Source organism: Marinomonas sp. SBI8L (assembly GCF_001624705.1).
In the GTDB taxonomy this organism is placed as follows: Bacteria; Pseudomonadota; Gammaproteobacteria; order Pseudomonadales; family Marinomonadaceae; genus Marinomonas.
The window spans coordinates 36062-48757 of the sequence record NZ_JSEO01000010.1 but is presented as its reverse complement, the minus strand read 5'-3'; the positions used below and the strand labels follow the sequence as shown (position 1 = coordinate 48757).

General features: G+C 39.8%; 12 protein-coding genes. 4 read left to right on the top strand and 8 right to left on the bottom strand.

Translation table 11 applies throughout. The features are described from left to right. Positions 1 to 7: 7 nt before the first annotated feature. The 3 genes from OA91_RS15380 (at position 8) to OA91_RS15370 (ending at position 3662) form a co-directional block, all read left to right on the top strand. The gene (locus OA91_RS15380; RefSeq protein ID WP_063339531.1) at positions 8 to 823 is read left to right on the top strand and encodes a sugar phosphate isomerase/epimerase family protein; all 816 of its coding nucleotides are present in this window, start codon (positions 8 to 10) and stop codon (positions 821 to 823) included. A 410-nt stretch (positions 824 to 1233) separates the two neighbouring features. Beyond that, positions 1234 to 3147: a CHASE domain-containing protein gene (locus tag OA91_RS15375; RefSeq protein ID WP_197477826.1), complete on the top strand. Its 1914-nt coding sequence runs from the start codon at positions 1234 to 1236 to the stop codon at positions 3145 to 3147. Between the two features lie 89 nt (positions 3148 to 3236). Next, positions 3237 to 3662, top strand: coding sequence for a GNAT family acetyltransferase (locus tag OA91_RS15370; protein WP_063339533.1), 426 nt, complete (start codon positions 3237 to 3239; stop codon positions 3660 to 3662). A gap of 58 nt (positions 3663 to 3720) precedes the next feature. Here OA91_RS15370 and OA91_RS15365 read toward each other — a convergent pair whose 3' ends face one another. Beyond that, the gene (locus tag OA91_RS15365; RefSeq protein WP_063339534.1) at positions 3721 to 4755 is read right to left on the bottom strand and encodes an LLM class flavin-dependent oxidoreductase; all 1035 of its coding nucleotides are present in this window, start codon (positions 4753 to 4755) and stop codon (positions 3721 to 3723) included. 998 nt (positions 4756 to 5753) lie between these two features. Here OA91_RS15365 and OA91_RS15360 point away from each other — a divergent pair. Further along, positions 5754 to 7367 carry a BCCT family transporter gene (locus OA91_RS15360; protein WP_063339535.1) on the top strand — a complete coding sequence of 538 codons (1614 nt, stop codon included), beginning with the start codon at positions 5754 to 5756 and terminating at the stop codon, positions 7365 to 7367. A gap of 503 nt (positions 7368 to 7870) precedes the next feature. Here the strand turns inward: OA91_RS15360 and OA91_RS15355 are convergent. From OA91_RS15355 to OA91_RS15325, 7 genes are all read right to left on the bottom strand, one after another. Next, positions 7871 to 8356: a 6,7-dimethyl-8-ribityllumazine synthase gene (locus tag OA91_RS15355; protein ID WP_063339536.1), complete on the bottom strand. Its 486-nt coding sequence runs from the start codon at positions 8354 to 8356 to the stop codon at positions 7871 to 7873. Between the two features lie 49 nt (positions 8357 to 8405). After that, positions 8406 to 8699 carry a DUF1330 domain-containing protein gene (locus tag OA91_RS15350; RefSeq protein WP_046018044.1) on the bottom strand — a complete coding sequence of 98 codons (294 nt, stop codon included), beginning with the start codon at positions 8697 to 8699 and terminating at the stop codon, positions 8406 to 8408. A gap of 130 nt (positions 8700 to 8829) precedes the next feature. Continuing rightward, positions 8830 to 9384: an NUDIX hydrolase gene (locus OA91_RS15345; RefSeq protein WP_063339537.1), complete on the bottom strand. Its 555-nt coding sequence runs from the start codon at positions 9382 to 9384 to the stop codon at positions 8830 to 8832. Between the two features lie 55 nt (positions 9385 to 9439). Further along, positions 9440 to 10189 carry a GntR family transcriptional regulator gene (locus OA91_RS15340; protein WP_046018046.1) on the bottom strand — a complete coding sequence of 250 codons (750 nt, stop codon included), beginning with the start codon at positions 10187 to 10189 and terminating at the stop codon, positions 9440 to 9442. Positions 10190 to 10265: 76 nt separating this feature from the next. After that, positions 10266 to 10670 (bottom strand): carboxymuconolactone decarboxylase family protein, encoded by a 405-nt coding sequence (locus OA91_RS15335; RefSeq protein ID WP_231870385.1) that lies wholly within the window; start codon positions 10668 to 10670, stop codon positions 10266 to 10268. A 45-nt stretch (positions 10671 to 10715) separates the two neighbouring features. Further along, complete coding sequence (locus OA91_RS15330) at positions 10716 to 12158, bottom strand: NAD-dependent succinate-semialdehyde dehydrogenase (protein WP_063339538.1); 1443 nt, start codon at positions 12156 to 12158, stop codon at positions 10716 to 10718. 36 nt (positions 12159 to 12194) lie between these two features. After that, positions 12195 to 12686 carry a flavin reductase family protein gene (locus OA91_RS15325; RefSeq protein ID WP_063339539.1) on the bottom strand — a complete coding sequence of 164 codons (492 nt, stop codon included), beginning with the start codon at positions 12684 to 12686 and terminating at the stop codon, positions 12195 to 12197. Positions 12687 to 12696: the final 10 nt, after the last annotated feature.

Here is a 12696-nt window from a genome sequence, read left to right as displayed (position 1 = left end):
AAGATCAATGAAATTTAATTTCCACAAATCCTTTTGGGAAGCCGAATGCAACACCTTGGATGACCTAAGCCAGTTACTGGTTAAAATCAAAACGGAAGGTTATCAAGGCTCAGAGCTGTTTTTACCTTTCTTCCCTCTTGATGCCCAAGAAACTTTGGCCTTGCATGAATCTCAAGGTCTAGACATTATCACAGGCATAGGTACTCAAGGCGATAATGCAGAAGACCATATTCGTTCTATGGATGAGCAAATCCAGCATGCCATTCAATTTAAGCCTAAGTTAATCAATAGCCATACAGGTAGAGATATTTTTAGTTTTAAAGATAATCTCAAAATTTTTCAACACGCCCTATCATTAGAGCAAAAGCATGGCGTTGCTATCACCCATGAAACCCATAGATTTAGACCTACCTTTAGTACATTAGGAACAGAGCAAATTATTGATGCTCTACCTGAGTTAAAACTCAATTTGGATATTAGCCATTGGATGGTAGTCCACGAATCAGACTTATCTGATCAAAAGGAACGTTTAGAAAAGCTCTTTGCCCATGTTCACCATGTGCATGCCAGAGTCGGTTATGAAGAAGGTCCTCAGATTACTGACCCTGCAAACCCACTATGGGAAGCTCAGGTAAATAATCACTGTGAGTTATGGCAACAAGTTATGGAAAAAGCGGCCTTGAGGTCTCAAGACTGTTTTACTATTACACCTGAATTTGGCCCTTACCCATATGCTCATACTGACTCTAATGGCCAACACCTAACTGATATTTGGCAAGCAAACCTCTTTATCAAGAATAAACTTAACGCCATGTTGAACTAACCTAACAAGGGCTATTATTCGCCAACTAAACCATGAAGACATATTTATGGCGTGCTTGAATCAATAGCCTCCTCTTCTAACTACAATTAGTTACTCTAACAAGCTAATTATCTCATTTTAAAATAAGCTAAACTGATCTTTAGGAAGCGACTCATTAAGCCTGCCGCTTAGCCATTAGATTAAAATTTAGACTAAATAAGCGAGCTAGTTTCAAGTCATTATTACCTTGAAAATAACTAAGGGAACCTAGGGATCAGTCCTTCACACCCTAGCAAGTTAATTGAAACACCTAGATTTATGGCAATGGATACACGTTAATAATGGCTCAATTGATAAGGCCTGCCTTAAAGAAAGGCTTTTAAATTTGCTTCACTAGCAACGCAATGAATAATAATGTTGAGAAGGATCTTATGAGTAAATTTAATTGGCTGATTTTTGCCAAGCCCGTCAGTTTTGGCGTTTTTGTATTTATTGTCTCCATTTCTGCCTGTCTATTTTTCTCTGCAAATATTAAACAAGCCATTGTTGAAACGAACCGAAATACATTACTTGCTAAAAGCGAGAAGATATCGGTTGATTTACAAGAAATTATCAATCGTAGTGTTTTTGACCTCTATACACTTCAATCATTTTTTAACACACATCAAGAGGTCAGCCGCTCCGAATTCAATCAGTTTACCCAATTCATGTTACAAGGGGTTGATTATATCCGCGCATTCGAATGGATTCCTAAAGTTGCTCCGTCAGACAGAGAAGCTTTTGTTAAGAAGCAGCAGTCCGAATTTCAACATTTCTCTATCACATCCTTTTCTCCTGAAGGCTTACAGCAAAAAAGTCCAGCCAAAGACGTCTATTTCCCTGTTACCTATATGCAGCCCTATATAGGCAATGAAAATGCTTTAGGTTTTGACCTTAGCTCTAATATGGCTCGTAAAGTGACTTTGGAGCATGCCAGAGATAAAGGAGAAATAACCACAACAGATCAGATAAGCTTGGTGCAAGCTAAAGGGGCCTCAAAGGACTTTTTAATGGTTGCGCCTATTTACCTTAAAGGTGATATCCCCTCTTCCCCACAATTAAGAAGGGAAGAACTCAGAGGCTTTGTACTCGGAGTATTTCAAATAAACAGCCTATTAAGCTCTATCCTTAAGCAGGCAAAAGCAGAAGGCTTGATCTTAAGCCTGAAAGACCTTAATACAGATAAAAATCCAATGTTACTTGGCCAAATAGCTGAACCCGAATTTTCATTTAATATTCAAGTCCCTCAAAGAACTTGGCAACTGGGTTTTACCATGAAACCTACCTTAAGCCATCAAGTGTTAACCCCTCCTATTTATTCATGGGCACTACTCATTAGTTTTATTATCAGTACTTTGCTTGGGCTCTCAGCCTATGCGCTTTCACGCATTTCATTTGATAGTTTACAACTCAAAATTCTCAATACAGAAATTCAGGACTACAACCAAAATTTAGAAGCTAAAGTACATGAAAGAACCCGTTCATTAGCGGTTAATAATGCTGAACTCAATAAAAATGTGAATCAGCTGACCCAGAATCGCGAAGCACTGAGTGAGTTAATGTCTGCACTCAAACAGCAAAAAGAAGAAGCAGAAAATAAAAGTAAAGAGCTCACTAAATCTAATAAAGAATTAGATGAGTTTACCTATGTTGTCTCCCATGATCTAAAAGCGCCTCTACGAGGGATTGATCAGCTAGCAAGTTGGATAGAAGAAGATATAGATGCTGACAAAATGGAAGATGTACCCAAGCATTTAACTGCAATCAGACAGCGTATTTATAGGTTAGAAAAACTCTTGATAGACCTACTAGAGTATTCAAAAGTTGGTCGCCATGAAGAGAAACTGACCCAAGTGAATAGCCAAGAATTGATACAAAATGTCTTTATGCTCAACGCACCTTCTAGTGCTTGTAAACTGAGCTTTGGTTCCGCTTTTCCAAAAAAGCTTGATGTAACAGCACAATTTGAGCTCATTATCCGAAATCTAATTGGCAATGCGATCAAGCATAGCAACAGAGAAAACCTCCATGTTGAATTCAATTGTACTGAGCAAGCAGATGCTTTTACATTTTCGATTAAAGACAATGGCCCGGGTATTGAAGCTAAGCATTTTGATCAAATTTTCAAAATGTTTAAAACACTTGAGCCTAGAGACAAGGTAGAAGGCAGTGGAATGGGTTTAGCGTTAATCAAAAAAGTGGTTAATACCTATGGTGGTAGTGTCTATGTCAAATCTGAACTTGGACAAGGCTCCACCTTCTTTTTTGACTGGCCTAAACGCTTAACTGATATGGAAAAAAACTAATAATGCTATGTTAATTTATCCCTTATCAAGGCATGCTTTCTATAAGCAATAATTAACACTATTTAAGAAAATGAATTTGGCAAAAAAGCATGGATAAACAAAACTTAAATACATCAAAATTAACACAGAGTGAACATACTCAACTCATTGAATTTTGGCGTGACATTTTCCCAAATGATCCACCACATAATGAGCCTAGTAAGATGCTCAGTGCAAAGCTTAAAGTAGATGATCTCGTCTTTATCACAAAAGAGGAAGACAAAATTGTGGCGGCCTGCATGGCGGGATACGATGGTCACAGAGGCTGGTTATATGCTGTAGCCGTTTCACCTTCACACCGAAGACGTGGTATAGGCCAACGCATCATACAAAGCGCAATTGATGAATTAAAAAGTCTGGGTTGTATTAAGTTAAACTTACAAATTAGAGCAGATAATACTGAAGTGGCTAGTTTTTATCAGAGCTTAGGCTTTCACGTAGAAGAGAGAATGAGTATGGGGGTCTTTTTAGAATGAAATTTACCTGAGAGGATAACTTTCTCAGGTAAATTTCAAAGGTGAATGTCTGAGATAGTTAGTTAAACTCAGGTACAACCTTTTCAATAAAAAGTTTTAATGATGCTTTCTTCTCTTCATGGGATAAGCTGTTATCCGTCCAAAAACTGTATTCATCAATTCCAAGCTCTTCATAATGCTTAAGCCTTTCAATCACAGTATTTGGAGTACCTATCATAAGGTTCTCTTTAAGCGTTTCACGATTAAAGTCAGGCATGGTATCAAGCTCATCTTCGCTAATCGGCGCACAAAAACCATCAACTGGCGCTAACTGGTTTCTGAATAAACTTGAGAAATGCGAATACCAATTTCTAATACCGTTCACACCGACTAGCCAATCACCTTCATTTTCATAAAGGTAAGTATGTCTTAAACACATAATTTTTGGACGTGCGACATCTGGGTTATTGGCACAGGCAGAATCAAACTTATCCACCAAGCTATCGACCTCTTCATCTGACTTGAATAAAGGTGTCACCATAACATTGCAGTTATTCTTAACCGCGAAGTTGTGAGAATCTGGATCACGAGCAGCTACCCACATTGGCGGCTGCTTTTGCAACGGCTTAGGAACTGATGTTGATGTAGGAAAACGCCAGCACTCACCTTCATGAGCATAGTCGCCTTGCCATAATTTTTGCACTGCAGGCACAATTTCTCTTAGATATTTACCACCATCAGAGGCCGCTTCACCATCAAGCATACGATCAAATTCGTATTGGTAAGCACCACGAGCGATACCAAACTCTAGACGCCCATCACACATAATATCAACTAAAGCAGATTCACTGGCTAATTTAATAGGATGCCAGAATGGCGCCACAAATGTTCCTACTCCTAAGCGGATTGAAGATGTTAATGGGGCTAAATAGGATAAGAAGCTTAAAGGATTAGGGCCAATGGTAAATTCCATCGAGTGGTGTTCACCCACCCAAACTGTTTCAAAACCACCGGCTTCGGCGATTTGAACTAACTCAACCATCTCATCTAATAATTGTTTGTGTGTTTTGCTGTTATCAAAACGTTCCATTTGCATAAAAAGAGAAAATTTCATTGATTCAATTGAACCTCTTATTTTTATTTTACAAATTAATCTGCATGATAATTTCCTGACATCACCCTTAAGGTGAGTAGGCCATTTTAGAAACCATTAAGCAGAGATCAAATTTTCGAACTAGAAATATTATGGTATACCATAATATCGAATGTCAATTTGATCTAACGCAATTTTTAGTATTTCTTTATATTTATGCCATTTCTTCATAGAGAGATAGTCTAAGATTAGTTCAAAATTAGGCATACAAAGGATCACCTAATTATGCTCAGGGCACCATTAAGCTTAATCATCTTGAGGAATATAGTTTTTAACACTTCATACCCATTATCTCTGGATAAGCCTTAGTTATTAAGGAAGCAAGGATTAAGTTACCTCTTCTCAATCTTTCTGACAAAGTATCAATCAAGATGTCACTTTGACGTAAAGCAAGCACCTTTCAAGAAGGGAGAACGCAGGGGGATATTTTTTCTGAAATACTGTTTAGGCATTCTTCAAAGGCCCGAAGGGTAAAGCCTAAAGCCCTAAATTTACCTTGAGGACCTTATCAAGAGAGAGACTATTAAGTTGCACTCCTCGCCATAAATCAAGGGGCTTTTAACCAAACGCAGAGACGAGAAGACTCATTCTCAGGTTTTTAGGGAAAGTGTTACATTCAGCAGCAACTGAATGATATTTAAGCAGCATCATACCTAATTCAAAATTAGCAGATATTAGAGTAAGCACATATCTTAAAATCGCCAACAGATGTCGCTTTTCTCTTCCTACCGAAAAGTTTTAAACCCTTTCTTAAAGAGAATGAACTGGATTCAAATTATTTGCATTTGTAGCGAACAAGGGTTTGATTTATTAAATAATATTATGGTATACCATAATACCAGCAGCATCATACTTATACTGGTTTGCCACTTAAGGCTTTAAACACCTTCAGATAGAGGGTGGTTAATTAATTAGGTCGGCATACATCAATTAATAAAATAAAAAAGGGAGCATGCGATATGCAGCCCAATGAATTGTTAGCCAATAAAGGAATGTTCAAAGGTGTTCATCCAGGAATGGGAGTTGCTTCCATTGCTATGGTATTAGCTTTTGTCATTTTCACTATTAGTAATGTGGAGTTTGCCAACGGCATATACTCAGATATCAAATCTTGGATTCAAGCGACTCTAGGTTGGTATTATGTCACTGTTGTCAGTCTAGTTTTGTTCTTTGCCATCTGGGTTGCCTTTAGCCGTTTTGGTAAATTGAGATTAGGAAAAGATGATGAAAAGCCTGAGTTTGGTTTTTTTACCTGGTTTGCCATGCTATTTAGCTGTGCCATAGGTACAGGGATTTTGTTCTGGAGTATTGCTGAGCCTATATTCCATTATCAGGGTAATCCATTTATGGATATGGCTAATATTGCAGCAGGGTCAGCGGAAGCGGCTCAAATGGCAATGCGAGTTACCTTGTTTCACTGGGGCTTACATGGGTGGGCAATTTATATTGTCGTCGGTTTAACGCTTGCTTACTTCACCTACCGTAGAGGCCTTCCCCTAACAGTACGCTCTGCCCTTTATCCCTTATTAGGCGATAAAATTTATGGCCCAATCGGCCACGCAGTAGACCTACTGGCTATATTTAGCACTTTGTTCGGAACAGCAACCACACTTGGGTTAGGTGTTTCGCAGATGAATGCTGGTCTTAACTATCTATTCGGCTTAGAAATCTCAACAAGCGTTCAAGTGGTATTGATTGTTGTCATTTCCATTATTGGTACCCTATCTGCCATTTCTGGTGTCGAAAAAGGAATTAAACTATTAAGTGAATGGAATATTCGCATTAGCTTAATACTTATCCTGTTCTTCTTACTTGCTGGCCCAACTGTATTCTTGCTTGGCATGTTTACCACAAGTGTGGGTGATTATGTTTGGAATATGATTCCAATGGGATTCTGGAGTGATCCTGAGCCAGGAGCACAATGGCAAGGTTGGTGGACAATCTTCTACTGGGGCTGGTGGTTATCTTGGGGCCCTCTAGTCGGTATGTTTATTGCGCGTATTTCACGTGGTAGAACCATTCGCCAGTTCCTATTAACAGCACTAACTATTCCCCCATTAGGTGGCTTCTTATGGATAGTTATCTTCGGCGGTACAGCACTTCATATGGAGCTATATGGCGTAGGTGGCATTGTTGATGCGGTTAATTCAGATATGACACTTGCTTTATATAGTACGATTGAAGCAATTGGTGTAGATGCTCTAACTTGGCCAATGGCTGCTTTGGCTACCTTGATGATTATCTCTTGGTTTGTTACCTCAGCAGATTCAGGCACACTGGTTATCTGTACTATTTTATCTCTTGGAGATAAAAACCCACCTCAGAAATTTAGAATGATTTGGGGATTAGGTTTAGGTGGTATTTCCGCAGTACTTCTGATCGCAGGCGGTCTAAAAGCATTGCAGACAATGGCGATCGCAGCGGCACTTCCTTTCTCGGTAGTCTTGTTGCTAATGTGTGTAGCTCTAGTAAAAGGCTTTAGAGACGAGGCTGAAGGGATTGAATATACATCTCATGCTAACAACCAAAAAACCAAGGACAAAGACCATAAAACCCAATCTGCCCTAAGCTAACATTAAAGCAGAATAAAAATCCCCTCACTGTTTTAGTGAGGGGATTTTTTCGTTTCTAAGCCTTCATAAATCAAAAGAGTTCTACTATTTGAAATTTTGCTGATACAAAAAGGGAACCTACTATTAAGTCACCTCTTCTCACTCTACTCTTTTAAAGAATATGGGAGAGACGTATCACACAGAACGTTACTTTGTGCATGATTAGTAGAAAGTCAGTGTAAGAACTTTTCGAGGGTAGTTTTCAGACGTAACAACACAGGGTGCTACTTTTTCTGAAATGCTATTTAGGTATTTTTCAAAGATCCAAAGGACTTAGTCTAACCCCCCTTCTTTACGTTGAGGAGCTTAAAAATTGAATAACGCTTAAGTTGCCCTCCTCGCCATAAATCTAGAGGTTATATCCATCAGCTGAAGCGGGAGGACGTATTCGCCGCATCCCTAGAATAAAAAAAGCAGAATAAAAAATATTCTGCTTTTTTGCATTTAAGTGACAGTAGAAGTTATTACAGAGACTTAGCTTCTTGAGTTAAGCGAATGGAGGCATCTAATGCATTAGCAAGCTCAGTACCCTTAATCACAAAATGGCGGCTAAAATATGCTTTGTGTTCAGCATGCTCATGGAAGTTATGTGGAGTTAAAACAGCCGTTAGTACAGGTACTAACGTTTCTAGTTGCACCTGCATAAGGCCAGTACACACAGCTTGGGCCACAAAATCATGTCGATAAATCCCTCCATCAACCACCAAACCAGACGCAGCTATAGCATGGTATTGGCCTGTCTGAGCCAAAAGCTTTGCTTGCAAAGGAATCTCATAAGCGCCAGGAACGGGGAAAATATCAATTTGCTCTGCTTGGTAGCCTCTGCTGATTAATTCATTTTTAAAGCCTTGTAGACAATTTAAGACAATCTCTTCATGCCACGAAGCATAGATGAAAGCGATTTTCTTATCTTCTACATTAGATTCTGAATTGTTTATTTTTATCGTCATGTCAAATCTTACCTTTGGTTAACCTATCTCTAAGTGCTTAAGTGATAAATCACTCAACCCCTTTCATAATAATAATTTTCGCTTTTGCAGCCTCTTTACGATGCTGGCATGCCTTCTGATACGCTTCTGAGTGATAACAGGCTAACGCCATTTCATAGCTTTCAAATTCAATAACAACTGCGCGACTTGGGTTTACATCAAAGCCTTCAAGTGCAGTAAAGGTCTCTCCTCGTGCCAAGATATTCGCCTTGTAAGCACTCAAAGCCGAAGGCGCTAATGCTAAGTATTTTTTATATTCTTCAAGGTCTTCAACCTCAACAAATGCAATCCAATATGCTTTCATATATCACCTATATAATATGGCATACCATATTATATCAAAGCGAAATTCATCTTATAACTAGAAAATGTCGATTTAAGCGCAAAAAAAAGCGCCTTCTAAGAAGACGCTTTTTTATAGATTTTAATCTGAATCATTGCATAAAATGCACGACACCTTCGTCAGAACATCCCGTATACATACCAAATGTACCCTGCTCTTTCTCAGCGATATATCGTTGTAAAATATCCTTGATGGCAGGATAAAATATATTATCCCAAGGTATTTGGTCCGCCGACAATAAGTCAGCAGCAAGTGTTTCGGGCCCTGGCTCATCCGTAAAAGCCACAAGCTTGGCTCTAAACATTATATAAACCTCATTAATTTGAGGCACACTGAAAATAGAGTAAGGGGCTATTATTTCAATTTTAGCACCGGTTTCTTCCCATACTTCACGTTGAGCTGCCTGCTCGACAGTTTCACCACACTCCATGAAGCCAGCTGGTAATGTCCAAGTGCCTGTTCTTGGTTTTATCGCACGCTGACACATAAGGTATTTGCCTTCATGCTCAACTATACAGCCAGCAATAACCTTGGGGTTATGATAAAAGATTTTCTCACAATCAGCACAAGTGTATCGGCTATGGGTATCGTGATTCGTTTTTCGCAATACCAAATTGGCACTGCCGCACTCAGAACAGAATTTCATACATTAGGCCCAATATTAGCTAGCAAAGTTGCCTTAACAACCTTGCTAATCAAGCTTACTTAGGAAATTGCACCTGATGTGGTGAGTGGATATTGGCTTGGGCAAATACACCTTCATTGCCCTGTTGTTCAGCCAAAACACCTAACGCCACCTCAGCAGCTCGTTTAATGTGATTTAAACAAGCTTCATGGGCAATCACAGGGTCACGTGTTTTGATAGCGTCAACAATATTCGACATTTCTGTACTGCTGGATTTATAGCGGTTATTTTGAGATACAGAGGTTGCGCGTAAAAAGCTAATACGTGCTTGTAACTGTCTTAGGAAGTTACAAGCGGTATGGTTGCCACAACCACTGAAAAGTACTTCATAGAAGTCAGTCACGGCTTCAAGAATAGGCACCATATCGCCTTTCTCTAAACGTGAATGTAACTTTTTAAGTGAATACTCAAGATCAAGCACCTGCTCATCACTTGCGCGTATAGTGAATAATTCAACTATCATACATTCAAGTGAACAGCGAAGTTCGTATATCTCTCTAGCATCTTCCATACTAATGACGGCAACGCGAGGGCCTTTACCAGCAACGTCTTCAACCAAACCTTCTGACTCTAAATGCCGTAAGGCTTCTCGAACCGAAGTACGGCTAACACCTAAAAGGTCACAAAGATCGCGTTCAACCAGACGATCCCCAGGTAGGAACTGAAAATTTAAAATGGCATTACGCAAAGCTAAAAGGACCTTTTCACGTAAGGTCATTTCCGTGCGTTCAATTTTTACAGAATCTCCAAGAGGCTGTCTTTGCATAATCACTCTTCCAAAAATAACGCTTATATTATCACACTATCAAAACGGCAACAGACTGATCAAGAAGGAAAAAGCCTTACTTTTCACTCGCTTCTTGATCCATTTCTGCAAAAACAGTTTGCGCAACACGAAAGCTATCAATTGCAGCAGGTACACCACAGTAAATAGCGGTTTGCATTAAGACCTCACGTATCTCAACTTTACTCAAACCATTATTGATAGCACCTCTTACATGAATTTTTAACTCATGTGGGCGATTCAAAGCTGTAATCATGGCTAAATTGATCATACTGCGAGACTTTAATGATAAGCCATCACGTTGCCAAACTGTTCCCCAGCAATATTCAGTCACAAGCTGTTGTAGATCAGAGGTAAACTCATCAGCCTTAGCTAAGCTCTGATTAACATACTCTTCACCTAATACTTGTTTACGTGTTGCTAGGCCTTTCTCAAATAACGCTGTCATTTCTATATCTTTCATTACTTTATCTCCACACTTTAGGCGATACCAATTCTTTAAAGGTCGCTAGATGCCACCCACCATGAGGTATTTAATCTCAACATAATCTTCAATCCCGTATTTAGAACCTTCACGGCCAATACCAGATTGTTTAATCCCACCAAATGGTGCGACGGTTGTTGAAATTATGCCTTCGTTAATGCCTACCATGCCGTATTCTAGCCCTTCACCCATACGCCAAGACCTTCCAAGATCACGAGTATAAATGTAAGCAGCCAGACCAAATTCGCTGTCATTAGCCATTTGCAAAGCGTCTTCTTCAGTTTTAAAACTGAAAATAGGAGCAAGTGGTCCAAAGGTTTCTTCTTTTGCAACCTTCATCTCTGGCGTCACACCTGAAATAACCGTTGGCTCATAAAAAGTACCGCCCAGAGCATGACGATTACCGCCCGTATTTAAGCAAGCCCCTTTTGCGATAGCATCAGCAACATGATCTTCAATCTTACTGATAGCCGCATCATTAATCAGTGGTCCTTGAGAGATACCCGCTTCTAATCCATTACCTACCTGTAAAGACTCTACTGCTTGAGTCAGCTTTTCGACAAAAAGATCATGCACGCCTTCTTGCACTAAAAAGCGATTGGTACAGACACAAGTTTGCCCTGCATTTCTGAATTTTGACGCCATGGCGCCTTCAATTGCTGAGTCGATATCGGCATCATCAAAAATAATAAAAGGCGCATTACCCCCCAACTCTAAAGACACTTTTTTGACGGTATTAGCACATTGCCCCATGAGCAATTTGCCGATATTGGTAGAGCCAGTAAAGCTTAACTTTTTGACTTTATCATTTGCTGTTAGCTCACCACCTATAGCAACTGCATCCCCCGTCACCACATTAAAAATGCCAGCAGGAACACCCGCCTCTTCGGCCAAAACAGCCAAGGCTAATGCAGAAAAAGGCGTATCTGGAGCAGGTTTTACAATAAAGGGACACCCTGCTGCCATCGCTGGCGCGCATTTACGTGTAATCATGGCACTTGGGAAGTTCCAAGGCGTTATGGCACTAACAACCCCAATTGGCTGCTTTAACACCATCAGCCTTGCACCGGCCTTATGAGACGGAATGATATCCCCATAAATACGCTTACCTTCTTCTGCAAACCATTCGATGAAGCTGGCCGCATAGAGAATTTCACCTTTTGCTTCGGCTAACGGCTTGCCTTGCTCTAACGTGAGTATATTGGCTAGGTCATCGGCATGGGCAATCATCAGTTCATACCAGCGACGCAAAATGCTGGATCTTTCTTGCGCTGTCTTAGCCGCCCACGCTTTTTGCGCTTCATAAGCAAAATCAATGGCTTTTTGAGTAGCCTCTGACCCTAAGTTTGGAACAGTTCCTAACAAGTCTCCTGTTGCTGGATTGAAAATAGACTGAACTTCACCTGTTTCACTCTCAACCCATTCCCCTGCGATATAAGCTTTTTGCCTGAAAAGTTGACTATTCATTTTTATATTTCTCATTTAGTCTAAGTTGGGGTGGGATCAATTAGAGCCTTGCCATGCAGCCATTTTGCCTTGGCAATAAACCATTGGGGTTTGCTCGTCATTAATTTTTATGGATTCAACTTCACCCACTAAAATAGCATGATCACCGCCTTCATATTCACGCCATAATTGGCATTCAATAACAGTTACCGCCCCTTCAATAACAGGGTTTTCAAGAGATGAACAGCTGATATCTAACCCGCTAATAGCCGCATCTTTAGCTTCGCCTTTTTTAGCAAAGGCAAAAGCGACATCTGTTTGCTCAGCACTTAATATATTGATGGCAAAACGCTTAGCTTTACTCAATATAGGATAGGTATCCGATGAATAATTTGGACAAACAAGTACAAGTGCAGGATCCATAGACAGCGCACTAAAAGCACTTGCCGTTAAACCTGTCACTTTACCTTGGCTATCATAAGCAGTAACAACAGTGACACCGGATGCAAATGTACCGAGTGCCTTTTTATATAAATCTTCATTCAACATGATTACACTC